The following is a 23,942-nucleotide window of genomic DNA, read 5'->3' as shown; positions in this document are numbered from 1 at the left end:
CTTGCCCTTGTGCATTAGGTCTAGCTACACCCACGGCAATCATGGTTGGTACCGGTAAGGGAGCTGAAAATGGTATTTTAATTAAGGGTGGCGAGGCATTAGAAACCACTCATAAGATTAATACCATTGTGTTTGATAAGACAGGAACAATTACTGAGGGTAAACCGGAAGTAACCGACATTATTACGACAGCAGGTGTGAAAAGAGAACATCTTCTTCAAATTGCAGCTTCCGGAGAAAAGGGTTCCGAGCATCCTCTTGGAGAAGCAATTGTTCGAGGCGCTGAGATGGAGCGCTTGGAATTTAAAAAAGTGGAACAATTTGAAGCAATTCCTGGCCATGGTATTGAGGTAGTGATTGATGGAATTCATGTATTAATCGGTAATAAAAAACTGATGGATAATAGAAGTATTTCCTTAGAGGAATTAAAGCTGAAGTCTGATCAACTGGCAGGTGAAGGTAAGACTCCGATGTATGTGGCGATGGAGAATAAGCTTGCAGGGATCATAGCAGTTGCTGATGTTGTTAAGGAAAGCAGTGCGAAAGCAATTAAAAAGCTTCAATCCATGGGTATTGAGGTTGCGATGATTACAGGCGATAATAGGAAAACTGCAGAGGCAATAGCAAAACAAGTAGGAATCGATCGAGTACTTGCGGAGGTGCTTCCTCAGGATAAATCAAATGAGGTGAAGAAGCTTCAAGCAGAAGGTAAAAAGGTATGTATGGTAGGGGACGGAATTAATGATGCTCCAGCACTGGTACAAGCAGATATCGGTATTGCAATCGGTTCCGGTACAGATGTAGCGATGGAATCAGCAGATATTGTTCTTATGAGAAGCGACCTCATGGATGTTCCAACTGCAATTCACTTAAGTAAAAGTACAATCCGTAACATCAAACAGAATTTGTTCTGGGCCTTTGGTTACAATGCTGCCGGAATACCTGTTGCGGCAGGCCTCCTTTACCTGTTCGGCGGTCCGCTACTTAATCCGATTATTGCAGCAGCAGCTATGGCCTTCAGTTCAGTCTCGGTATTAACCAACGCTTTAAGACTAAAGAGATTTAAAGCATATCACTAAAATAATAGCATTTTATTCTGATATTTCTATAAAAACTAAGTAAAGAATAGGAGAAGGAAAATAATAGGATGATAAAAAAAATAATATTGACAGCATTCTCAGCAATAGCACTGGTAGGTTTAACAGCATGCAACAAATTAGACGTGATTGGTGACCAATCCATTAAATCCTTTGATGCAGTGTTAAATGAAGTTGGAGATAACGTTAATGAAGATACTTCATTTGGTGGATGGTCCTTAGAAGCTCCCGATGGAGCTGTCAGATTTGTTTGGAGCCAGGACTTTAGTAAAACAACAACATATGATGCATATTTGGAATTGGATGCACAGCCCTTTATTGATGCAGGTTTAGATACTAGTAAGCTGTCTGACGGTATTTTGGTAGGAGATAAGCTCATACTTGGAACAGACTTCGGAAGTGATGCCTTGTCCTATAATGGAGAGATTACACCTTTGGCTTCCTATAAAAAGATTGTAGAGTTATATCGTAATAATATCACCTATCATATGGCACTTGATCATTTTGGCGTTGATTTAAAGAATGGTAATATGCTCGAGTGGGCGAAAGACATGACGACGAATGATAAGGACATTGTATTTGTTTTAAATCCGGAAGTCTTCATCAACGCAGGCGTTGACCCGAATAATGTTGAAGGTTGGGTATTCGCAAAGGTTCCAACCATGGATGAGAAGGGTAACGATATTGAAGTGGATAAATTGTTAAAGCCTTTTGACTTTGAAGGCAATGATAAATAATAAGATTAATAATAAATGATTAGCGATAACTCATATGTTGCCTATGGTGATATCTGAGTTATTACTTTATTACTGGGTTGGATCAGTAACAGGGAGGTGGAATATGAATCAAACAAAAAGGATTTTGGTTGTAGATGATGAAGAAAAAATCTTAAGTGTTATAAAGTCCTTTCTGGAAAGCAAGGGTTTTTCTGTAATTACTGCTGAAAATGGAAGAAAAGCATTAGAGATATTTAACCGAGAGAGTATATCCATGATACTGTTAGACTTAATGATTCCTGAGTTGTCAGGTGAAGAGGTGTGCAAAGCTATAAGAAAAAATCTCGAGTTCCAATCATCATGCTGACAGCAAAATCAGAAGAAGATGATATGATTCAAGGCTTAGGAAACGGAGCGGATGACTATATTACAAAGCCCTTCAGTTTAAAAGCTTTATATGCCAGATTCGAAGCAGTGATGCGCAGATCCTGCGATGAAAATCTTCCGCTTCAAAATACATTTAATGGCTGAGACTTGACTGTAGATTTTAAAAGTAGATTTATCACAAAGCAATCGGTAGAGGTAAAGCTGACTCCCAATGAATATAAAATATTTTCAACTTTAGTAAAACATCCGAATAAAGTTTTTCCACGCGAAGAATTAATAGTTTCTGCTTTTGGAAGCAATTATGAGGGTTATGACAGAACAATCGATAGCCATATTAAAAACCTAAGACAGAAAATTGAAAGTGATCCAAAAAATCCAATTTATATTAAGACAATACATGGAGTAGGTTACAAATTTGGAGGTGAGTAATTGAAGAAGAGCTTAATAACAAAATTATCATCTGCCATTTTGATTATTGTACTTCTCACAGTAGCGATTATTAGCTTTTATCAAACTATTTTCGTCATTTTACTGATTATATCATAGTGCAGCAGCAATTGAAGATTCAAATCATTCAATCCACTAATGCAAAATACGGTTACTTTACCCAAGGAAATGTGATTTTTTTATGAAATTAAGCTTCTCCATATTCTCTCCACATTCAATTGATATTATAGAAAGGAAGTAAGAATAGGGAGGATACTTATGTCATCAAATGCTATAGTAACTACTCTATACATTGACAATATGACATGTGCCCATTGTGAAACTACAATAGAACATGCCCTAACAGGTATAGTAGGAATTGAAAATGTAAGAGCCAGTTACTCGTCAGGAAAAGTAATCGTAACTTACAAACCAGATGAAATTGAATTGGAAAAAATTGAAGAATTGATTGAAGAAAATGATTATCATGTGAAAAGAGAAAAAAAAAGCAATATCAAAAACAGTGAAAAAGAAACAAAGGAAGGAGAAACGCAGGAAGAAGAAACAAAAAAATCAGTGGACATCACGAATATCGTTGGAATAGGGATTATTATTTTTACTATATACACGATAGTAAGACGTTTTGGACTTACGAATATTTTTAACGCTTTCCCAATTGCGAAAGAGGGAATGGGCTACGGTATGCTGTTTGTAATCGGATTACTTACCTCTGTACATTGTGTGGCGATGTGCGGTGGCATATGCATTACCCAATGCGCTGCAAAGGATAGTAACAATCCGGTTAAAACCAGTAAATTTGCAGCCATGAGACCAAGTTTACTATATAACTTAGGTAGAGTTATTTCCTATACCGTGATGGGTGGACTTGTAGGAGCACTTGGTTCAGTGGTCAGTTTCTCCGGTACGATGAAGGGGATTGTCCAAATTTTGGCAGGCGTATTTATGGTTATTATGGGATTAAACATGCTTAATGTATTTCCTTGGCTTCGTAAGCTTAACCCTAGAATGCCAAAAATATTTGCAAAAAAGATCTACAAGCAAAGAGCAAAAAATAATAGTCCTTTATTTATTGGACTACTAAATGGACTTATGCCTTGTGGACCATTACAAGCAATGCAGCTATATGCGCTGTCAACCGGAGATCCTCTTAAAGGCGCATTTTCTATGTTTTTATTCAGTGTAGGAACATTTCCATTAATGTTTGCTTTTGGAGCATTAAGTTCCCTCCTTAGTAAGAAATTTACCGGAAAGATGATGAAAGCAAGTGCAGTATTAGTTCTAGCTTTAGGAGTATTTATGTTCAATAGTGGTGCGGTTCTTTCCGGATTTACATTGCCCATATTCCCTTCTGTAACCAGCACGGCGCAGGCTTCTAATATAGCAAAGATTAAGGACGGAGTACAAACTGTGACAACTGGTCTTAACCCAGGTAGCTATGAACCTATTGTTGTACAAAAAGGTGTACCTGTAAAGTGGATTATTCAGGCAGAAGCAGGTGATATTAACGGATGTAACAACAGTATTGTAGTTCCTAAATTTAATATTCAACAGGATTTATCAGAAGGAGACACTGTTATTGAATTTACACCTACAAGCAGCGGAACCTTTCCGTTCAGCTGTTGGATGGGTATGATTCGAAGTAAAATTACTGTAGTTGATGATTTAAATGCCGTGGATAGCAGTACAATTAATTCGGAAGATAATGGACTTGAAAATGTGGATAATTTAATTGATTATCAAATTCCAACCGACGAATTATCAATAGCCGAAGTAACTAATGATAGACAAACAGTAGAATTAACCTTTGATGAAAATGGATTTTCCTCTGCAGTAATTGTTGTTCAAAAGGATTTAGAAACAGTATGGACTATCAATGGAAAGAATGTAGATACTCTGCCAAATAATATACTTGTATTTCCATACTACGGAGCTCAACTTGAAGTTTACGAAGGAGAAAATCCAATCAGATTGTATCCTGATGGAGATTTTGACTTCTGTACCTCAGATACGAACTTATATGGTTACGTGAAAGTCGTTGATGATATTAATAATATAGATGAAGAAGCAATTAAGAAAGAAGTTTCTGAATACAGACCTACAGATTATTTTGCTGGAGGTGGAGGATTACCTTCATGTCATTAAGCAATTAGAAAAGTATAATATTAAAAGAGGAAGGATTAAATCATGAGCAAGCAGACGATTAAAAAATCAAACAAAAAAAATAATATGAATAAATTAATTATTATTGCTTTATCCGCTGTTGTATTATTAGCAGTAGCATTCTCCATTAAGGTACCTGATTCCTCATCAGATAACAGCTCAAAAAAGGATGATCTCCGAGCTGAGAAGGTTATTGATAGTGATGTCGTAATTCCTGTCATTGAAATTACCGAAACAGCTAGGTTTTATCCGGCTAAGATTAATGGCATAGAGCTTGAAGCCCTAGCAGTAAAGGCACCAGATGGTTCAATACGAACAGCATTTAATACCTGTCAGGTTTGTTATTCATCAGGTCGTGGATATTACGTACAGGAGGGGGATGTATTAGTATGCCAAAACTGTGGTAATCGTTTCGCGATGGATGATGTGGAAGTAACCAGAGGAGGATGTAATCCCGTTCCTATTACTGAGGAGTATAAAACAGTTAGTGATGATTCAATTACCATTTCAAAAGACTTTTTAGCTGAGGCAACGGTTATTTTCCAAAATTGGAAGTAGTAATTCGCTCTGAAAATATGGGATTGGAGAATTCATGAAAAAGCCTAAAGCAACAGATATTTTAATAGGAATTTTATTTACTTTATTTATAATTTCGTTAGGAGTAATTGCAACAGTTAACTTTAGAAGTTTGTATTATTTTGATATTGACTATCTGAATATAGCTAATGATTCTGGAATAAGTAAGGAAATTATTATTGATAATTATAATGCTTTAATAGATTATAATTCACCATTCTTTCAAGGTGATTTAAAGCTTCCTGATTTATCATCATCTCTTGATGGATTACAGCATTTTGTCGATGTCAAAAATATATTTACTACCTTTTACTATATTGCTGGGATTACACTGATTTTATGTGGCACTATTATAATCTATAAAAAAGTAAAAAAAGATTATAGCTACTTATTAGTATCTTCAATAGCAGTATTGCTTATACCAGCGATGGCAGCAATAGCTAGTATTATTAATTTTGATGCTACCTTTGTTGTTTTCCATAAAATATTTTTTCGTAATGATTTTTGGTTATTTGATCCTTCAACTGATCCAGTGATAACCATTTTACCGGACACATTTTTCTTACACTCATTAATTTTCTTAATATCATTTGTGTTTATTGGAAGTTTGATTTTATTTTTGATATCTCGGTATCTTAAAAAAAGAGAAATAAAATGATAAACAATTAAATAGTCGGAGTAATTGCTGGAGGTATTGGTATAAAAATTAATTTACGAAAAGTATAGTTCTACATTGAGCAATTTATTTGGTAAATAATGAGCATTATATTTTGGAACGGAATGAATCCTTCCTTAAATATATTGCTCATTTTTATGTTTGTATGGTTCAAATGAAATATACAAAATACTTGATTTTTACATTTACACTCTGAAAATGATCTTTCTTCCTTCGCATGGATTATTAATGAAGTAACAGCAAATAATAAAAGGAAATATACAATAAAATAATGAAACCGGAGGTTTATATGAAAAAAATAGTAATAATTTTCTACTCATTTCTTTTAATAGTCTTTGCTGCTTCTTGCACAAAAAATGAAGGCAATGGTCCTGAACCAACGGAAATACCGCAAATAAGTCCTACTACGGAACCAACCAGTGAAGATAATAATGTTGATACTGGGAATATCGGAAATGTGGAAAGTAATGATACGGGCAATGATAGTACTAAGGTAGCTGATTATCTTGTATACTCAGCTAATGAGGGCAGCTCCTCAGTTTCAGTAATTGATACGAAAACTATGAAAACAATCAAGGATATACCTGTAGGAAAAGGTCCACATAATGTTCAGGCAACACCGGATGGAAAATTTGTATATGTTGTAGAAGGAAAAGTAGCCTCTATATCTGCGATTAATACTGCTACAAATTCGGTTGTCAATACTATAAATATAGGAGAGGGTCCTAGCCATATTATTTTTTCACCTGACTCAAAGCTTGCTTATGTGTCAATTGGAGGAATGATGGAGGAAGAAGAGAAAGAAGAGGATGTTGCTGAAACCATGGTAGATATGACAGAGGAAGAAGCCGGTAATGTATCTGTTGTTAACTTGGAAAATGGAGAAGTAAAAGAAATATTGGTTGGTCTCATGCCCCATGGTTTAAGAATGACACCGGATAATAAATATGTCCTTGTTGCAAATACTGATTCAGATACGGTATCTGTAATCGATACAGCGACTAATAAGGTTACCAATACGGTCGAGGTAGGTAAAAAACCGGTCCAGGTAGCACCTACGGCGGACGGAAAATATGTATTTGTATCCCTAAGTGGAGATAACAGTGTTGCCGTTATTGAACTGTCTTCTATGAAAGTTACCAAAACGATACCGGTAGGTGAAGCACCAATACAACTATATGCAACATCCGATAGTAAATTCGTATATGTTGCTAACAATAAATCAGCTAATATCAGTGTTATCGATACCACCTCCATGTCTGTGGTAGCTGAAATTCCTGCAGGAGAGGAAGCACATGGTGTAGTAATATCTAAGGATGGAAAAAATGTTTATGTAACCAATACAGGTTCTGACAGTGTAACAATAGTTGATGTTGCTACTAATAAAGTGATCGGTACCGTTACTGTTGGAGAAGAACCAAATGGAATTACGATTGTAGAATAAAAACATTTATCAAGTTTATCTTATGTTGATTATGCTTTCATAAAATCTCCACATTTTAGGTATATAATAATTCAATATGATATCCGATGGGATAGGAATATTTTTGCATTATTTAACAACTAAACTCTAAGTATTGATATCAAAACACATTAGGAGAAAAATGAAAGCAAATAATCATAAGATATTACTTGTTGATGATGAACCAAAAATAGTAAATGCTATCAAAGCATATTTAGAAAATAGTAATTATATTGTATCTACTGCTTTTGATGGAGAACAGGCATTAAAATTATTTGATGAGGTAAGTCCAGATTTGGTAGTCCTGGATTTAATGCTACCCAAGATTACAGGAGAAGAAATCTGCCAAACAATACGTAAGAAATCCAGAATACCTATTATTATGCTAACTGCAAAAATACAAGAGAATGACATCATCAATGGCTTTAATATTGGTGCAGATGATTATCTTACAAAGCCCTTCAGCCCTCGTGAGTTAGTTGTTAGAGTAGGTAGTTTATTAAGAAGGAGTTCCGAGGGCGTCTCACCACTATTTAATGTGATGAGTTGGAATAACAAGGATTTGGAAGTGGATTTAAACGAAATAGTAGTGAAAAAGAATGGAATAGATGCTAAATTAACACCGAATGAATTTAAATTATTATCAACCCTTATAAAGTATCCCAAAAAAAGCTTTACAAGAGAGGAACTAATCGAGATTGCATTCGGTTATGGATATGATGGATATGAAAGGACCATCGATTCTCATATTAAAAATTTACGGAATAAAATAGAGGATGATAGCGCTAGTCCTAAATATATTATGACAGTCAGAGGTATCGGCTACAAATTCGGCGGTGAAGGTGAATAAAAAATTTGATGTGCTAATACTTCTCCATTAAATCTTCACAGAGAAACCTTATAATTCGTAGATATAGTAAGATGATTTGCATATTACAAGGAGGGTTTCTTATGAACACAGATAATACAGATGGTAAAGGTAGCGTAAATGGATGTCATAAAAATAATCACAGTCCAATAAAGCATATGCTTCATATGATTTTATGTTGCGGATTACCTATAGTAATAATATTTGCATTACCTTATATTGCAAAAATTAATCCGGCAGTTGCAGTATTCTTAGGCGTCATAGCACCATTTATATGTCCTCTTATGATGGGCGGTATGATATTTATGATGTTTAAGGGAAATAAAAACAATAAGGAAACAGATGCTCAAAAAGAAATGTTGATTAGTGAAAAAGAAAGTAGAGAATTTTAATACATGATTAATGAAAGCCGGCTAGACTGGCTTTCATTAATATATAAGTATATTTCTTTGGGATTGGTCCTTAAGAGAAAGAACCAATCTCTTTTTAATATGTGAAATGAGTACCTTTGTTAAGAGTTGATATTTCTCCATCAATTCTGCAGATAAATATAGTATATTACTAGATAAATACATCGTTGAGAGGAGATTTTGCTTTGGCAATAACTAAAAAGGTTAAAATATTTATGTTACTTAGTATTTTCTTTACATCAGTATCGCTGTTTTTATATCAGGTAATTTTAACAAGAATATATTCAACAATTCTATCCTATCATTATGTTTTTTTAATTACTTCTTTGGCGGTTTTTGGTTTGGGTATTGGTAGTATCATATCATATGTTCTAAGAAAACATGAAAAAAGTAATAATAAAGCTATGACATGGAAGGATAGTATAGGAGTGTTATCAACTTTATTATCTTTAAGTTTTATAACAACATTTGTAATGATTTATTTCTTATCCTTTACCAATAATGTAGTTATTGAATCGGCTACAATAAACTGGACAGATTTTTTAAGGGCATATACTGAAAGGAAGAATGATTATGTCCGAAATAAAGCAGTCAAGACAAAGACGTACATTTACGTCTGAATTCAAACAACAACTTGTCGATCTTCACCGCAGTGGCAAGCGAAAATGCGATATCGTAAGAGAATATGATATTGCCAGCTCACTTCTGGATAAATGGATAGCTCAGGCCGATAATTCTGGTTCATTTAAGGAAAGCGACAACCGCACCCCTGAAAACCAGGAACTGATAGAACTTAGAAAACAGAACCAACAGCTTAAAATGGAGAACGACATTTTATACCCTAAAGGGTACAAGCAACAAGCAGTGCTGATCTTAGGACGAAAGTAAATGTGATTAAAGCAAATCTTCACAAATACTCTGTTTCAGCAATGTGTAAAGTCCTAAAAATTTCAAGAAGCACTTACTATTATGAAGCCAAGCAAAAGACGGATCAATCAGAGCTTACAACTGCTATCGTTGATATATTTAAAGCGAGCCGTAATAATTACGGAACGCGAAAAATCAAGAAAGAACTTGTTGACAAGGATATGATTGTATCCCGTCGCAAAATCGGTAGAATTATGAAGCAAGAAGGCCTTGTTTCAAGCTATACTACCGCACAATTTCATCCACAGAAAGACACCTGCAATGAATCCAAAATTGCAAATATTGTAAATCGTGAATTCGATGACCAACCATATCGAAACGTAGTCGGAAGTGATTTGACATATGTCCGAGTTGGACTCAAATGGAACTATATATGTGTCCTTGTAGATCTTTTTAATAGATAAAAAATACTAAGAAAATGAGAGGCGGAATAGCTCATGATTAAAATAAATCAACAATTAAGTAGAAATTTTATTTTTGTAACCATGCTATCCATAGCCTTTATAACAATAATAGCAAATTTCAGTATTACTTTTCTTTTTTCAAATTATATTAAAGAAGTTAGAAACAGAGATGATATTAAGGTTATACGATATGTGGAAAAGACTTATGAGGATTATTATGGTTTTAGTTCCCAAGGACTGATGAGTATATTACATTATACCTTTAGTGAAGTAGTTACAGTACGTTTAAGGGACATGCAAGATAATATTATCTGGAACAGCAGTACAGACAACATGATATCTGATATGGGTGGAGAAAAAGTCAATGAGAGTAGGCTATCTTTTCAAAACTATCCTATGAATTATAACGGTAAACAGATTGGATCCATCGATATAGGCAGACTGAAGAGTATAATTTCATCCTTTGAGGATCAGCAATTCATATTTACAATTAATACAGTTTTCGCAATTGCCTTTATGTTCTCAGTCATATTAGCAAAACTATCAAGTTCACGGGTTTCTAAAAATTTCTTGGAGCCGATATATCAGATAATCAATAATACCGAGCTTATGAAGGAAGGAAAATATAAAGGATTAAAGGATGCAAAAACCAATACGTATGAGCTGCAAGAATTATCAGACTCTATTAAGGAACTATCCGAGAGATTGAGTTATCAGGAATCCCTACGTAAGAGGATGACCTCTGATATGGCTCATGAAATCAGGACACCGCTTTCAACGCTTCAAAGTCACATTGAAGCATTTATGGATAAAATATGGGTACCGGACACAGAAAAACTTACCATAGTATATGAAGAGATAATTCGATTAACTAAGCTTATTAATGAACTCACAGATCTATCAATTATTGAGAGTGATGAAATTAATGTTAATCTAGAGGAGATAAACTTATCTACTTTAATGAATAAGATAGTTGATAGCTTTGAACCTATGATTTTGAATAAGAATATAACACTAAACAAAAATATCTCAGATAGTATTGCCATTATAGGGGATAAAGAACATTTCAACCGCATATTCAGTAATATTATTTCCAATGCGTATAAATACACGAATGAAAACGGAAAAATCAGTGTTATTTTGAAGCAATCATTCAACAAAGTTACTGTCATTGTGGAGGATACAGGAATAGGAATTCCGAAAGAGGATATTAAACTTGTGTTTGAACGTTTTTATAGAAGTGATCTCTCAAGAAACCGTGGTACTGGTGGAACCGGTATTGGCCTTACGATTACGAAATCATTAGTAGAAGCAAATAATGGTAAAATTAGTATACAAAGTGAAGTTGGGAAGGGAACAAAAGTAATTTGTGATTTTCCGATTATTTAGGCAGGTCTGAAGATAAACAAAAGTAAATAGTAGAAGGATATCCTTTCTATTTTGGATATCCTTCTTTTTATATACAACAGGTTAAACGGCGATTCATCTGGTTTTCGTAATAAATAATAATATTCCATGGTTTCTCCATAATTAAAATATATACTGTACATATAAAGAAAAATCAAAAAGAAAGGTGATAATAATGATCGAATTCTTAACGAATAACGGGTTATATCTTGCTCTAGCAGGTTTCATAATTTTCAGAATGGTAAAAGGGGGAGGTTGCTGCGGCGGTCATTCTGTCAGCGATAATACACAGGATGGGCATTCCCATGGGGGAGGTTGCTGTGGAGGTGATTCAAATAGCAGTCATTCGCAAGATCAAGATACAACGGGCTTCACTGCTAGGGACCCAATATGTGGGATGGAAGTTGATCAAAATACAGCGTTAAGCTATACATTAAATGGTGAAACATACTATTTTTGCAGTGAAGCATGCAAAAGTGAATTTATCAAAAAACATTAAAAGAGGTAACAAGAATAAAATCATAATATTACTAGGTAATTGCGAAACTCACTAAGTAAAAATGGTTGCAGCCAGATTATTCTATGTTTCAGATGTTTTTAAAATTTCAAGGTTCGCTTAACAGCATTGCATAGGCTGTTAAAGAAAAAAGAGTACACAAAAAGAACCGATGGATGTTTATTTATAAAGACAATATCTGAGAGATACAGTCTATGCAATCAAAGGCTTAATGCTTCGGATATATTTATGCTGATTTATCTTATCAGCTAGTACAACAGTTAAAAGCTGAGCTATTCCTGATAATAATAAGTCAGCATGTAAGGCTTTTTCATTCTGGGTTCTACGACCAGCAAGGCAATAACTGTCCTTGAAGTGATTAATGGATTTTTCAACCACTGATCGTATTTTATAGGTATCATTCCATTCATCTGTTCCTCGTAATGTACCTGGATAAGCACGCAGATCCTTTTCAGGATAAATGTAAATCATTCGACTACTAGGTGAGTCAGTGCAAGGCTTTTCACAACTACAAGATCTACGATGTTTTCCGTCTGCCCCCTTTTTCCAAGTGACTTTAGGGCAAATGAATTTATAGCGGGTAAATCCCTTTCGACTACTGTCTTTACCTTCTGATTTCATAGGGAGATTTGGGTCATTGGGACAGCATGGTATACCATCCTCATTTATGGTATAAGTATTATTTTTGATATCAGAACGACGATTCAAAGGTATATAGACCCGGTTAAAGTGCAGTTCCTTAAGAAGATACTGGTAGTTGTTTATGGTATCGAAAGCCGAATCACCAAGGAAAACATCTGGATTTATTAAAGGATGTTTTTGAAAGAAATCATCCAAAACAGGTTTCAGGGCTTTATAAGTTAATGGAGGACTAATGATAAAGAAAAAACTAAAGATTGTCAACTATTGTTTGATGGCATTTATAGCTTTTACCGGTAAAACTATGGTTACAGAAGCTGCCGAAATACCCATTGCTGGAATTGATTTAGTTCTACACTTTCCTATGCGGAGATTAAAGCTGTTGCAACAGGTAATCCACTTATCCGTGAGAAGATGGAGTTAGATAATGATGTACAACGTTTGAAACTCTTAAAAGCATCTTATGACAGTCAGCGATATAGTTTACAGGATAATTTTATGCTACGTTTTCCGAAGCTTATTAAGGCAGCAGAAGAGAAACTTGCCTGTGTCCGTGAGGATATTATGACGAGAGACAAACAGTTAATTGCAAGTCCAGAGTTTAGTATAACCATTGGTAAATCAAAATTTACAGAACGAGTGGATGGAGGAACGGTAATGCTGGAAGCTGTCAGTAAATGCAAGACAGGTGATGTTTATCCAATTGGCAGATTCAAAGGGTTTGATTTGCTTGTAGAGAAGAATTATATGGGAGTAAATTATATGGTCCTTCGAGGCAAGACTGAGTACAAAGCAGAACTTAGTACGAGCCCTGTTGGTAATATGGTCAAGCTTGAAAACACATTTAATGGGTTATCTGAAAATGAAGAATTTCTGATTAAGAAGATAGAACAGTACCAACGGGACATGGAACAGTCAAAGCAGGAGTATGAAAAGCCATTTTCGTACGAAACAGAGTTTAAAGAGAAACTGGCAAGGCAGTTTGCATTAAATGCAGAGCTTGACATTGAAAACAGCAAGGTGGAAGATGTTGATTTGAATGGCGTAGAAGTTAAGGATAATGATGTTCCAGACAGTAATGTGGCAGAGCGAGGAAATGACTACTTAACTGGACAGGATAATATGAGGAGGTAGTCATGTTCTATCACGGTTTAGTGATTAGATTAAGCAAATAGAAGATTATAGCAGAACTATTTATAGTGGTTGGGATTGTCATTGCGACAGTCCCTTTTTATTGGAAAATATATTTTAACGTATGCCAGAAGCATACAGAAAGAGAGGATTTTATGAAGTATTCAATTAGAGCAAATGAGATTAAGGGTAATGAAAAGCAACAAGGTGAGAATGCATCTCACTTAAGAGGTTTTGCAACATTAATTATTGGAAATGACTTTAAAATATCCAATATTGCAATTTTGGAAAGTAACGAGGGTAAGCTTTTTGTGTCAATGCCACGCTACAAATCCAGTGATAAAGATGAAAAGGGTGAGAATGTATATAAGGATGTATGTAATCCAATTACAAAAGAATTTCGTGAGGAACTTTATGACAATATCTTAGATGCTTTTGAGAAGGCAAAGTGTGCAGATAAAACTGAAGAAGTGAAGAGCCAGGAGGGAACAGAGATGCCTAGTTTTTCAGTTTCAGTAACTCCATTTGAAAGAGAAGGAAGTAATATCCGAGGACTAGCACGCATTTATTTTGAGGATTGCTTTATTGTAAATAATGTATCCATTCTTCAAGGAAAAGAAGAGAGTCTATTTGTTGCAATGCCATCGTATCGTACAAAGCAGGTGGATGAGAATCAGAAGGCGGTCTATCAGGATGTTTGTTATCCAGTAACAAAGGAATTGCGTGAGAAATTATATGGGGAATTGATTTCGTCATATCAGGAGGCAAAGGATAAGATGGAAACTGCCACACAGATGCAGGCACAAGACAAGGTGGTAGTGAATGTTGTACAACCGGAGAGAGAGACACCATTTCGCTAAAAGATACTTATTGATTTAGGCGATGCGAAAGCATCGCCTAATATAGAATGGAGGAAAGTTATATGGAGAAAATGAATACTACATTGACGCAAGATGAGAATGTAATGGAGCTAATTAGGCTTTTGAAAGAAAATCAGATGAAGAATAAAGCAAATGATATCTTTGAATCGGCAACATAGACAGAATTTTTACAACAGATAGTATGAAACGATAACTAATTGAGAACATGTCTAAAAAGCATGCTGTTCTTTTGGTGGATTAAAACAACAAGGGAAATGAAAATGGAGTATATGAGTAATTATTCTTATATACTCCATTCTGCTTGAATGATAGCAATTCTATAACCTAGTGATAATCATGGGCAGTAATGATTATTAAATAGGCGCAAATTTGAATTCACCAAATTTGCTTGATTTAAGTGAAAACAAGTACTATGAGAGTGTGAAGAAAACTCTCATAGCACTTGTTATGGGATTTACCTTTAGTTCGTAAACGGTAAACCATACCGCCTTGAAAAAGCTAGCTAGTTTTTGAGATAATTATCGCTAGAGACAAGAAAACTAATAGTTTTTTGGAGGTTGATTAAATGGATGATACGACTAATGAAGTACGCTTGGAGTATTGGGCAAATATTGTAAAAAAATGTAACTCAAGTGGTAAAATAAAAAGACAATGGTGTGAAGCAAATGATATCAACGAAAAACAGTTTTATTATTGGCAACGTCGGATACGGGCTTTGATATATGAGGGTAGAAAAACCGCAACAGAGTTGGTTGCACCTGTATTTGTAGAGGTTCCAGTTGCTGGTAACGAAAAAGCTTTACAAGTATCAAGCAGTAATGATGTGGCAGTTGCCAAACAAAATCCAATTTTTAGATTAAATAAAGGCAGTATAGTAATCGAAATATCAAACTTATCCGGAATGGAATTAGCAGCATTCACAAGGGAGCTGATATTCGATGCTTAATGATGCGAAAGGAATTAAGCGTGTCATAGTCTGCTGTGGCCGTTCTGATCTTAGAAGTGGAATTGATAGGCTGTCAATGATGATCAAAAATCACTATAAATTAGATCCGTTTGAAACTGGAACCTTATTCATGTTTTGCGGAAGAAGATCAGACAGGATAAAAACATTGGTTTGGGAGGAAGATGGATATTTCTTGGGATATAAGAGACTTGAAGCAGGTAGCTTCCAGTGGCCACGTTCGGAGGATGAGGCTAAGGCTATAACACAAGAGCAGTTCGAGTGGCTTATGAAGGGGATGAAGATTGAACAGAAGAAATCCATAGCAAAAGTTACCCCTCTTTTGCCAGGATGACAAAAGAGTTATGTGCAAAACAGAGAAAAAAATATTTATTTTTCAAGGTATAGAACAAGATATAATTCAAGAAAAACTACTTATCCACTGATAAAAGAAGGCGCCAATAAATTCAGTGGATAAGCCTTCTATAAGTCTTTTGATAAAGGCTGAAAAAGCTAATTTTGTGAATAACTGACGTGACAAAACTCGAGTATCAAGTCTTGTGACCTTAGTTATCCACCGTCATAATGACGAAGACCGACTATGTAAAAATTTGAGGATTTTGGGTATCTCACGTATAATAAGACAAGATAAAAATACGGGAGAATCCAATGAATAATCCAATTTCAAGAGAAGCTTGTGAAAAATTAAATAAGGAAACGCTGATTGAGATTCTCTTGATGATGCAAACGAATTTTGATGAAGTGAAAAAACAGAATGAAGCCTTGACGATGCAATTAAACGATCTGAACGCAAACTTCAAAGTCCTTTTGGAGAAGTTTAATGTTGCACAGAATGCACGTTTTGGGAAATCCTCTGAGAAAATGGACTTTACAGAAGAAGAATTGGCAGATATAAAGAAAACCATTGCAGAATCTCCATGTTTTAATGAGGCTGAAAATACGGTTGATATGTCAGATCCGGATGAGCTAGAAGAACCTACATTGGAAGAAGTTGGTCAAAAAGAAAAGAAAGCTAAAGGTAAACGGTCTAAAGATTTAGAAGGCTTACCGCAGGCAGAACCGATTATTAGTGATTTAAGCCACGATGAATTGGTCGAACAATTAGGTGAAGGTTACAAGCGAATGCCAGATGATGTATATCGTCACCTCGAATTCCATCCTGGAACTTTTGAAGTACAGGAATACCATGTGGCCGTTTATAGAAGTGCTGATGGCGAAAGATTCGCCCATGCCAAGAGACCGACAGCAGATTTACTCCAGAACAGCTTGGCATCCCCCTCCCTGGTAGCCGGGATTCTCAACTATAAGTATGTCAATGCAATGCCAATCTATAGATTGGAACAAAACTTTTTAAGAAGTGATGTCGTTTTATCCAGACAGGTCATGTGTAACTGGGTGATACGATGTTCAGAGCGTTACCTGTCTCTGATATGGGACCGGATGAAAGAAGTACTCCTTCAACAAGAGGTAATCCAAGCTGATGAGACTACTCTAAAAGTGAGTAAAGATGGCAGGGCGGCCGGAGCAAAAAGTTTTATGTGGGTGTATAGCAGTAGCGAGCTTGATCAGAGCGGCAAGAGAATTGTACTTTTCGAGTATCATAAGACGCGAGAAACGGTACATCTCGAACAGTTTCTGGAAGGTTACTCTGGCATAGTAGTTTCAGATGGATATGAATCCTATCACAAGCTGGAGAGAGAAAAAGAAGGCATTATCGTTGCCGGCTGCTATGCTCACGCAAGACGCAGATTTGTAAATGCAATAAAAGCAATGCGAAAAACCTCATCAAGGGATGAAATCAAGGAAACGCTTGCTTATAAAGCATTGAAGCAGATGGCCGCCATTTATACTATAGACAAAAGTCTAAAAGAGTTGTCAGCAGAAGAGCGATTAGAAAGAAGAAACCTTAGCGTTACACCGTTGGTTGAGGCTTTTTTCGATTGGGTGCGAAAAAACAAGGACAAAGTGCCTCCAAAATCAGAAACCGGACAAGGTTTTGGCTACTGCCTGAATCAGGAAAAATATCTAAAGACCTTTCTGACTAATGGTAATGTACCGATTGATAATTCATCTTCGGAACGAAGTATCCGTCCTTTACCATTGGAAGAAAAATTGGGTTCTTATCGATACAATAGCCGGAGCGGAAGCCAGCGCAATATCATATAGCATAGCAGAAACAGCAAAGGCGAATAATTTACGTACATATGAATACTACAAGTATCTGTTAACCGAGATTCCGAAATATCAGGATGAGACAGATCTCGCAGTATTTGATCAACTCTTACCTTGGTCAGCAAGCCTTCCTGAGTACATACGGAGGAAGAAATAGCATATCAGTTTAAGGTATTATGACATAAAAAAACGGTAAACAGTAGAGCTGACTGGTTTACCGTTTACTTTAGTTCTGCATAGACTCTCTGTATCGGACCTGCACTATCCTCCGCTCTGATTATGGCTTCTGGAGCAACATCGCCAGTAATGGGTATGCATTTGTTTGCACTGTTTTGCATGAAATTGATGACAAAATCACGTTTCTTAATGAAATAAAACGTATCCTAATTAACGGTGGGAAAATTGCTGTTGTCGAATGGATAAAGAGAGAAAGTGATTGGGGTCCGCCAGTTAATCATAGGTTAGATAGTAAATGATGAAATACAGGAACTTAAAATTGTGGGTTTAAAGATATATCTGAGATAGAATTGAATGAGCATTTTTTTATCGTGTCGTAAAGTGAAAATTTAAATTCCGTTTTTTGACCCGAAGGGGATCAATTATGGAATTTACACCTGCACATGGTTATTGATATGATATTCGTGATGCAAATATATGAGAGTTATCAGGAAGGTATCAAAAAGGTAGAATTAAAATAAATTTGGAAGGGCGCTTAAAATATCAAAAGAAATTTGAATGAATGTTGTTGTAGAAATACAAAGAAGTCTTGTGAGAAAATAATTAGATAAAACCACAATTAAGACTTTTTATAATTAAAGGAATAAAATGAATAATGCATGGCTGTCATAAAGGATACTAAATCTTTTATGACAGTCTGTTTGAATGAATTTATTTTCTGTCCATATTTCAACCATAATTATAACCTAAAATATAAATATAGTAACGAAGCAAATAAACATCCAACAAAGAAAAGGAGATCAATAATATGATTATCAAAAAATTACTAATAGGAACGGCATTAGTTCTGGCGTTAGGAACAACCACCATTGCATTTGCAAAGGAGAATAACAGTAATAGGAATGTTACGGAGATTAGTAGTAGCGACATCAACAATAGTACCATAGGAAATTCTATGTACAGTATGATGGAGCAGTACGGATATGGTGACTTAGTCCAGGATATGAAAGATGGTAATTACACAGACATGAATAATTTCATGAATAATCTTTCAGATGAGGATTATCAAAAGATGCTTGATATTATGAATGATTATGGTTATACAAATATGGTCGGGATGATGAATAGTTTCGGAAAAGAAGGGACGATTGCGAGGTATAATTCCATGGGTAGTGCAGCTGGCTGCTATAGATAAATCATTTTGTAAAGGCTAAAAAAACACAGGAGGTAAAATAATATGATGATATTCTTTTGGATTCTTATAATTGCGGTAATTTTCTATTGGTTTCGTGATCATGAAACAACAAAGACCACGTTTCATAATGACCACTCACCGGAAGATATGTTGAAAGAACGCTATGTAAACGGCGAAATTAATGAAGAAACTTTTGAGAGAATGAAAAAAACAATAAGATATTAAAGGAGGAATCTTTATGATGAACGGATATTTTAGTAATGGATATTATGGAAGTGCAAGCTGCTTTAGATTTATGAACAATGGATGGGGAATACTGACTACCTTAGGAGTGATAATAACAATTTCTTTACTTTTCTATTTTGTAGTTTATAATAGTAAGAAAAAGACATCGTACGATGCTGCATCAGAGAATTTGAAAATGAAATATGTGCAGGGCGACATCACGGAAGAAGAGTATCTCAGGCGAAAAGATATAATAAATAAGAAATAGAAGAATTATAAATACTGGACGGGGTGAAAAGATGGTTTACAAAATTTTGTTGGTAGAAGACCAAAAAGAAATTAGTGATATAGTAATGAAGTACATCACGAAAGAGGGTTACGGAGTAGCAGTAGCAAGCAATGGGTTTGAAGCTCTCGAATTGTTTGGAAATCAGATTTTTCACCTTGTCCTGTTGGATATAATGATGCCGGGTGTTAATGGGTTTGAGGTATTAAAGGAAATTAGAAAAATATCGGATGTGCCTGTGATTATGCTCACGGCAAAGCAAGAAGAAATAGATCGTCTAAAAGGCTTCGAGATCGGAGCTGATGATTATGTAATAAAACCCTTCAGCCCCAGAGAACTGATGAAGCGGATCCAGGTATTTCTAAAGCGAATATACAATGAAACAGATGAAATTGTATATCATTTTAAAGATTTAAGCCTTCATACCAAAGGAATGAAATTGTTGAAAAACGGAAATGAAATAACACTTACAACAGCTGAATATAAGCTGTTGTTTGTCTTATTCAAAAACAAAGGGCAGATTTTGACCAGAGAGCAGTTAATTACACTGGCATATGGACATGATTATGAAGGCTACGACAGAAACATAGATAGCTTTATCAAGAGAATCAGACAAAAAATAGAGGATGATCCGAAAACTCCCAAAATACTTATTACAAAGTATGGAGCAGGTTATATATTTGGAGGTGAGGAGATATGACGATAAAAAAACAGTGGCTTCTGGTACTTGTAATAATAGCAATTCTATCTGTCATTATTAACTCATTGATTCTAAGTATTTTAACAAATCAGTACTTCAAAGATTATATGAAAGATAATTATGATAAGCATTTAAATCAGATTGTAGAATACTTATCAGGAGCATTAAAAGATGAAAATTATTCTGAAAATCAGATAGCTTTAGAGTTAGAAACTCATCTTGTGGATCCGATAACCAGAATAAAGGTATATGATAATAACGGTGTTTTAATAACTGATGTAAGTGCGGATGTTCAATCATATGTAACAAGTGGTACGATGAGTGGCATGATGGGTAATATGATGGGGAGAATGAGAGACTCTCAGTATGAGGAAGTGGACCATACCGAGATCATCTATGGTAATACAGTAATAGGCCAAGTTAACATTACAAAATATAGTTCAGCTGAAATTCATTTGCGACATGGATGTTTCAATCGTCTCTTTTGAAAAATAGCCTATACTCCATCGGTATCGTGCTTATATTTGCAGTTATTATTGGAATGATTATTAGTAATCGGATGAGTAAGGATTTAATTCAGACTGCCGAGATGGCACAAAATATTGATATTGGAAATGATACACCCTCTCGTCAGTCAAAAGTGAAAGAAATTAGAGTAATCCAACAGAGCTTGCAAACATTACAATCAAGGTTAAAGTTGAAACAGAAAAATAGGAAAGCTCTTATTGATCAGCTAGTACACCAGACTAGGACGCCTCTAACTATCTTAAGGACACATCTGGAAGGAATCGAGGATGGGGTAATTGATATGGTTCCTGAGGAAATCAGGGTATGTGAAAATCAGATTGAGAACATTACAGCTATTATTACAAATATGAGCAGTATGATTGATGCAGAAAAATTGGAGACGACATTAAATATCGAAGAATTTGAATTTAGCCAGCTCGTTAAGCAGATTGTTAATGGTTTAAAAGCACAATTTGAAAAAAAAGGAATAGATTTTAAAATCACAGATCACGAAAAAGTATCGATAAAAACGGATAAATATAGATTAAGCCAGGCTATATACAACATACTGACGAATGCGTATAAATTTACTGAACCAAATGGTAATGTATCTGTATCCTACCATGTAAATTCTGATAGTATTATCTTAGTAATAGAAGATAACGGTCCGGGAATAAGTAAAGAAGATCAAGCTAAAATTTTTGACGCCTATTATAAAAAGGATATATCAATTGGATCGGCAGGAGACGGTATTGGCCTTTATGTAGCAAATGAAAATATGGCAATCATTCATGGTACAATTATTGTAGAATCTGATTTAACTAAAGGTAGTAAATTCATATTGACAATACCAAGATAATCAAAATTATATATACTAAAATATTGTATATACTATGAGTGTGCCAGACTTGTAATGAGCAGCACGCTCATAATGATGTTGTGATAATAAGGGACTCATAATAGTATTTTTAATTTCATAATACTGAAATTGCGTTAGGTAAATTACTTATATGCTCTAAGCAACTAACTGCCGAGCTGGAACAAGAAAGCTTTTAAGAAAAGAAATATCATTTTTACAACTAAGATTCAAACATGCGAGGTAAATGAATTCTTTTAAAAATTCATAAAATATCAAAATCTCCATGAAAATTACATATATTTATGCTATAATATTAAAAGCGACAAAAAAGTATATGAATCTAACTATAATAGAGAGGACAACAAAAATGGGATTTAGAAAAAAATTATTGATAGGATTTTCTGCTATTATGATTATCATGGTGTTTTTGGGAGTGTTTGGCCTTTATGAAATGAAATCAATTAATAACAATGTAAAGGAAATTTATAATGACAGCTTAAAAGGAGTATACTATTTGAAAGATGCTCATTATAATATTATCAAAGCTCAGAGAGCAGAAAAGAATGTTCTTTTATCAAAAACAAAAGATGAAAAAATGGAACACACTATGCACTTGGATGAAACATATACAGATGGAATTATCAAAAATTTAAATTTATATATGGATTTGATGGAAGGTGAAGGTAACGAGGCCGAGATTGAAGCATTGATTAGTAAAGTTAATGATGTAAAAAAAATCCAGAGTGAAGTAATTGATAAAAGTATGGCAGGTAGTGAGGATGAGGCACTAGCACTTTCTCAAAACAGTACCAAGACATTTGATAAAATAGACACATTGATTACAGAACTATCACAGCATGAATTGGCAGAAGCCGATGATACTTTTATAAACAGTAATAGTACATATAATAAATCATTTTTGATCTTTATTGGAATTATACTTTTTGCTTTAATTGCCGGTGCTTTCATAATGAGTAGAATGGCCGCGTCGGTAATCAAGCCTTTAAAAAGATCAGTACGATTCGCCGATGAATTATCAAAAGGGAACTTGAATAGCAGAATTGATATTCGAATGGCTAATGATGAAATTGGCATGCTTGTGAATTCCCTTAATAATACAGGTGAGAAACTAAGTGAAATTGTATCTGAAATCAAGAAATCTTCAATGGGTTTGGAAGAAAGTACAGAACAATTAAATATAGCAACAGAAGAATCGAATCAGGTTATGGATGAAATAGGAGTTTCGGTAGGTGCCATTACAGATAATATTGAGCAAGTGGTTTCTTCGATAGAACATATCAGTAGTAATTTAAAAAATATAGTTATTAATTCTGATGAAGTATCAAAATTAACCCAGGAAGCTAATACAGAATCTAATACTCTTATTGAGTCAGCAAAAAAAGGTAGAAGTTCAGTCGATATATTAATACATAATACAAAAGATATCGAGAAATCGACAAATGAGGTACATGTAACAATAGACGATCTACAAGTACTTTCAGGTAAAATTGATAATATAATAACTGTGATTAAGGATATTGCCGCACAGACCAATCTTTTAGCCCTTAATGCATCAATAGAAGCAGCTAGAGCAGGTGAACATGGTAGAGGTTTTAAGGTTGTGGCTGAAGAAGTGAGAAAATTGGCGGATGGCAGTGCGGTTGCAGCAGCCGACATTGAGAATACAATAATCGAAGTACAAAATAAAACAAACATAGCAGTACAGAGCATAACAATTACAGAGAAAAAAGTAATTGAAGGAAATCAGGCTGCATTAGTGGCCGATACTAATTTAACTATTATTCTTGATAGTATTGCTCAATTGGCTGAAAAGATAAGGAAGATTTCAGTACAATCAGAAGAACAGGCAAATTCCGCTGAAAATATTTCAGAACATATGGATCAGGCCGTGATTAATTCAAAGGATGTAGCACAGTCCGCACATAATATAAATGGTAATATTGGCGAGCAAATAGCTGCAATTCAAGAGATAAGTGCTTTATCTAATCCTCTTCTGATGATGACAGAAAATCTTAATAAGATGATTCAGTACTTTCAAACAACTGAGATTGAGGCAGAAAAATAGTATATATAAAATTATTAGTAAAATATTTTATGATACAACAAGGTGGGCACTTAACAGTCGCCCACT

24 protein-coding genes and 3 pseudogenes (1 of these 27 cut by a window edge) are annotated in these 23,942 nt (G+C 34.8%); 26 read left to right on the top strand and 1 reads right to left on the bottom strand.

Going from position 1 to position 23,942, the window contains the following annotated elements; translation table 11 throughout:
- From PATL70BA_RS06305 to PATL70BA_RS16875, 13 genes and pseudogenes are all read left to right on the top strand, one after another.
- A protein-coding gene (locus tag PATL70BA_RS06305) for a heavy metal translocating P-type ATPase (protein WP_125136580.1) crosses the window boundary here: on the top strand, window positions 1-1,079 show its 3' end. The gene continues 1,384 nt to the left of window position 1, outside the view; only the last 1,079 of its 2,463 coding nucleotides appear in the window; its start codon lies beyond the left edge, outside the window; its stop codon occupies window positions 1,077-1,079.
- Window positions 1,080-1,147: 68 nt separating this feature from the next.
- Window positions 1,148-1,834, top strand: a complete 687-nt coding sequence (locus PATL70BA_RS06300) for a hypothetical protein (protein ID WP_125136579.1) — start codon at window positions 1,148-1,150, stop codon at window positions 1,832-1,834.
- Between the two features lie 34 nt (window positions 1,835-1,868).
- Window positions 1,869-2,344 (top strand): annotated as a pseudogene (locus tag PATL70BA_RS17095) (response regulator transcription factor).
- Between the two features lie 3 nt (window positions 2,345-2,347).
- Window positions 2,348-2,629, top strand: a complete 282-nt coding sequence (locus PATL70BA_RS16880; RefSeq protein ID WP_330510268.1) for a winged helix-turn-helix domain-containing protein — start codon at window positions 2,348-2,350, stop codon at window positions 2,627-2,629.
- A gap of 276 nt (window positions 2,630-2,905) precedes the next feature.
- Window positions 2,906-4,789 (top strand): urease accessory protein UreH domain-containing protein, encoded by a 1,884-nt coding sequence (locus PATL70BA_RS06290; RefSeq protein WP_197715796.1) that lies wholly within the window; start codon window positions 2,906-2,908, stop codon window positions 4,787-4,789.
- 42 nt (window positions 4,790-4,831) lie between these two features.
- Entirely contained in the window at window positions 4,832-5,365 is a 534-nt protein-coding gene (locus tag PATL70BA_RS06285; RefSeq protein ID WP_125136578.1) for a DUF2318 domain-containing protein, read from the top strand.
- 34 nt (window positions 5,366-5,399) lie between these two features.
- Window positions 5,400-6,041, top strand: coding sequence for a TIGR01906 family membrane protein (locus PATL70BA_RS06280; protein ID WP_125136577.1), 642 nt, complete (start codon window positions 5,400-5,402; stop codon window positions 6,039-6,041).
- A gap of 307 nt (window positions 6,042-6,348) precedes the next feature.
- Window positions 6,349-7,503, top strand: coding sequence for a YVTN family beta-propeller repeat protein (locus tag PATL70BA_RS06275; protein WP_172596131.1), 1,155 nt, complete (start codon window positions 6,349-6,351; stop codon window positions 7,501-7,503).
- A 160-nt stretch (window positions 7,504-7,663) separates the two neighbouring features.
- Window positions 7,664-8,371, top strand: a complete 708-nt coding sequence (locus tag PATL70BA_RS06270) for a response regulator transcription factor (RefSeq protein ID WP_125136575.1) — start codon at window positions 7,664-7,666, stop codon at window positions 8,369-8,371.
- Window positions 8,372-8,472: 101 nt separating this feature from the next.
- Window positions 8,473-8,781: a hypothetical protein gene (locus tag PATL70BA_RS06265; protein ID WP_125136574.1), complete on the top strand. Its 309-nt coding sequence runs from the start codon at window positions 8,473-8,475 to the stop codon at window positions 8,779-8,781.
- A gap of 591 nt (window positions 8,782-9,372) precedes the next feature.
- Window positions 9,373-10,127: pseudogene (locus PATL70BA_RS16500) on the top strand (IS3 family transposase); the annotation flags it as partial.
- A 36-nt stretch (window positions 10,128-10,163) separates the two neighbouring features.
- Window positions 10,164-11,519: a sensor histidine kinase gene (locus PATL70BA_RS06250; protein ID WP_125136571.1), complete on the top strand. Its 1,356-nt coding sequence runs from the start codon at window positions 10,164-10,166 to the stop codon at window positions 11,517-11,519.
- 193 nt (window positions 11,520-11,712) lie between these two features.
- Window positions 11,713-12,036 (top strand): YHS domain-containing protein, encoded by a 324-nt coding sequence (locus tag PATL70BA_RS16875; protein ID WP_125136570.1) that lies wholly within the window; start codon window positions 11,713-11,715, stop codon window positions 12,034-12,036.
- A gap of 210 nt (window positions 12,037-12,246) precedes the next feature.
- Here PATL70BA_RS16875 and PATL70BA_RS06240 read toward each other — a convergent pair.
- Window positions 12,247-12,909, bottom strand: a pseudogene (locus PATL70BA_RS06240) (ISNCY family transposase); the annotation flags it as partial.
- Between the two features lie 198 nt (window positions 12,910-13,107).
- On the opposite strand from PATL70BA_RS06240, the gene PATL70BA_RS06230 reads away from it, so the two are divergent.
- The 13 genes from PATL70BA_RS06230 (at window position 13,108) to PATL70BA_RS06170 (ending at window position 23,876) form a co-directional block, all read left to right on the top strand.
- Window positions 13,108-13,827, top strand: coding sequence for a hypothetical protein (locus tag PATL70BA_RS06230; protein WP_243115978.1), 720 nt, complete (start codon window positions 13,108-13,110; stop codon window positions 13,825-13,827).
- Window positions 13,828-13,979: 152 nt separating this feature from the next.
- A complete protein-coding gene (locus PATL70BA_RS06225; RefSeq protein ID WP_125136567.1) occupies window positions 13,980-14,684 on the top strand; it encodes a SpoVG family protein in 705 nt (234 codons plus the stop codon).
- Window positions 14,685-15,270: 586 nt separating this feature from the next.
- Window positions 15,271-15,651: an IS66 family insertion sequence element accessory protein TnpA gene (gene tnpA / locus PATL70BA_RS06220; RefSeq protein WP_125136566.1), complete on the top strand. Its 381-nt coding sequence runs from the start codon at window positions 15,271-15,273 to the stop codon at window positions 15,649-15,651.
- A complete protein-coding gene (tnpB, locus tag PATL70BA_RS06215) occupies window positions 15,644-16,003 on the top strand; it encodes an IS66 family insertion sequence element accessory protein TnpB (RefSeq protein WP_125136565.1) in 360 nt (119 codons plus the stop codon). The genes tnpA and tnpB overlap by 8 nt, the downstream gene beginning before the upstream one ends.
- A gap of 314 nt (window positions 16,004-16,317) precedes the next feature.
- Window positions 16,318-17,835 (top strand): IS66 family transposase, encoded by a 1,518-nt coding sequence (gene tnpC / locus PATL70BA_RS06210; protein WP_125136564.1) that lies wholly within the window; start codon window positions 16,318-16,320, stop codon window positions 17,833-17,835.
- The gene (locus PATL70BA_RS17090; RefSeq protein ID WP_125136563.1) at window positions 17,720-17,998 is read left to right on the top strand and encodes a transposase domain-containing protein; all 279 of its coding nucleotides are present in this window, start codon (window positions 17,720-17,722) and stop codon (window positions 17,996-17,998) included. The genes tnpC and PATL70BA_RS17090 overlap by 116 nt, the downstream gene beginning before the upstream one ends.
- 828 nt (window positions 17,999-18,826) lie before the next feature.
- Window positions 18,827-19,213: a hypothetical protein gene (locus PATL70BA_RS06200; protein ID WP_125136562.1), complete on the top strand. Its 387-nt coding sequence runs from the start codon at window positions 18,827-18,829 to the stop codon at window positions 19,211-19,213.
- Between the two features lie 42 nt (window positions 19,214-19,255).
- Window positions 19,256-19,438, top strand: coding sequence for an SHOCT domain-containing protein (locus PATL70BA_RS06195; protein ID WP_125136561.1), 183 nt, complete (start codon window positions 19,256-19,258; stop codon window positions 19,436-19,438).
- A gap of 13 nt (window positions 19,439-19,451) precedes the next feature.
- A complete protein-coding gene (locus tag PATL70BA_RS06190) occupies window positions 19,452-19,706 on the top strand; it encodes an SHOCT domain-containing protein (protein ID WP_125136560.1) in 255 nt (84 codons plus the stop codon).
- Between the two features lie 31 nt (window positions 19,707-19,737).
- Window positions 19,738-20,424, top strand: a complete 687-nt coding sequence (locus PATL70BA_RS06185; RefSeq protein WP_125136559.1) for a response regulator transcription factor — start codon at window positions 19,738-19,740, stop codon at window positions 20,422-20,424.
- Window positions 20,421-20,912, top strand: coding sequence for a hypothetical protein (locus PATL70BA_RS06180; RefSeq protein WP_125136558.1), 492 nt, complete (start codon window positions 20,421-20,423; stop codon window positions 20,910-20,912). Before PATL70BA_RS06185 ends, PATL70BA_RS06180 begins: the two co-directional genes overlap by 4 nt.
- 71 nt (window positions 20,913-20,983) lie before the next feature.
- Window positions 20,984-21,790, top strand: coding sequence for a sensor histidine kinase (locus PATL70BA_RS06175; RefSeq protein ID WP_172596127.1), 807 nt, complete (start codon window positions 20,984-20,986; stop codon window positions 21,788-21,790).
- 283 nt (window positions 21,791-22,073) lie between these two features.
- Window positions 22,074-23,876 carry a methyl-accepting chemotaxis protein gene (locus tag PATL70BA_RS06170; protein ID WP_125136556.1) on the top strand — a complete coding sequence of 601 codons (1,803 nt, stop codon included), beginning with the start codon at window positions 22,074-22,076 and terminating at the stop codon, window positions 23,874-23,876.
- The last annotated feature ends 66 nt before the right edge of the window (window positions 23,877-23,942 follow it).

This window comes from Petrocella atlantisensis (assembly GCF_900538275.1).
GTDB lineage: Bacteria > Bacillota > Clostridia > Lachnospirales > Vallitaleaceae > Petrocella > Petrocella atlantisensis.
This window is presented reverse-complemented; position numbering and strand designations above follow the sequence as displayed.

Excerpts from the sequence above, each read along its gene's own strand:
- tnpC (WP_125136564.1), top strand. The coding sequence starts at position 16,318 with ATGAATAATCCAATTTCAAGAGAAGCTTGTGAAAAATTAAATAAGGAA.
- PATL70BA_RS06185 (WP_125136559.1), top strand. The coding sequence starts at position 19,738 with ATGGTTTACAAAATTTTGTTGGTAGAAGACCAAAAAGAAATTAGTGAT.
- PATL70BA_RS06195 (WP_125136561.1), top strand. The coding sequence starts at position 19,256 with ATGATGATATTCTTTTGGATTCTTATAATTGCGGTAATTTTCTATTGG.
- PATL70BA_RS06270 (WP_125136575.1), top strand. The coding sequence starts at position 7,664 with ATGAAAGCAAATAATCATAAGATATTACTTGTTGATGATGAACCAAAA.
- tnpA (WP_125136566.1), top strand. The coding sequence starts at position 15,271 with ATGGATGATACGACTAATGAAGTACGCTTGGAGTATTGGGCAAATATT.
- PATL70BA_RS06250 (WP_125136571.1), top strand. The coding sequence starts at position 10,164 with ATGATTAAAATAAATCAACAATTAAGTAGAAATTTTATTTTTGTAACC.
- PATL70BA_RS06180 (WP_125136558.1), top strand. The coding sequence starts at position 20,421 with ATGACGATAAAAAAACAGTGGCTTCTGGTACTTGTAATAATAGCAATT.
- PATL70BA_RS06275 (WP_172596131.1), top strand. The coding sequence starts at position 6,349 with ATGAAAAAAATAGTAATAATTTTCTACTCATTTCTTTTAATAGTCTTT.
- PATL70BA_RS16875 (WP_125136570.1), top strand. The coding sequence starts at position 11,713 with ATGATCGAATTCTTAACGAATAACGGGTTATATCTTGCTCTAGCAGGT.
- PATL70BA_RS06280 (WP_125136577.1), top strand. The coding sequence starts at position 5,400 with ATGAAAAAGCCTAAAGCAACAGATATTTTAATAGGAATTTTATTTACT.
- PATL70BA_RS17090 (WP_125136563.1), top strand. The coding sequence starts at position 17,720 with ATGTACCGATTGATAATTCATCTTCGGAACGAAGTATCCGTCCTTTAC.
- PATL70BA_RS06200 (WP_125136562.1), top strand. The coding sequence starts at position 18,827 with ATGATTATCAAAAAATTACTAATAGGAACGGCATTAGTTCTGGCGTTA.
- PATL70BA_RS06265 (WP_125136574.1), top strand. The coding sequence starts at position 8,473 with ATGAACACAGATAATACAGATGGTAAAGGTAGCGTAAATGGATGTCAT.
- PATL70BA_RS06300 (WP_125136579.1), top strand. The coding sequence starts at position 1,148 with ATGATAAAAAAAATAATATTGACAGCATTCTCAGCAATAGCACTGGTA.
- PATL70BA_RS06175 (WP_172596127.1), top strand. The coding sequence starts at position 20,984 with ATGAGTAAGGATTTAATTCAGACTGCCGAGATGGCACAAAATATTGAT.
- PATL70BA_RS06225 (WP_125136567.1), top strand. The coding sequence starts at position 13,980 with ATGAAGTATTCAATTAGAGCAAATGAGATTAAGGGTAATGAAAAGCAA.
- PATL70BA_RS06285 (WP_125136578.1), top strand. The coding sequence starts at position 4,832 with ATGAGCAAGCAGACGATTAAAAAATCAAACAAAAAAAATAATATGAAT.
- tnpB (WP_125136565.1), top strand. The coding sequence starts at position 15,644 with ATGCTTAATGATGCGAAAGGAATTAAGCGTGTCATAGTCTGCTGTGGC.
- PATL70BA_RS06190 (WP_125136560.1), top strand. The coding sequence starts at position 19,452 with ATGATGAACGGATATTTTAGTAATGGATATTATGGAAGTGCAAGCTGC.
- PATL70BA_RS06170 (WP_125136556.1), top strand. The coding sequence starts at position 22,074 with ATGAAAATTACATATATTTATGCTATAATATTAAAAGCGACAAAAAAG.
- PATL70BA_RS06230 (WP_243115978.1), top strand. The coding sequence starts at position 13,108 with ATGGAGTTAGATAATGATGTACAACGTTTGAAACTCTTAAAAGCATCT.
- PATL70BA_RS06290 (WP_197715796.1), top strand. The coding sequence starts at position 2,906 with ATGTCATCAAATGCTATAGTAACTACTCTATACATTGACAATATGACA.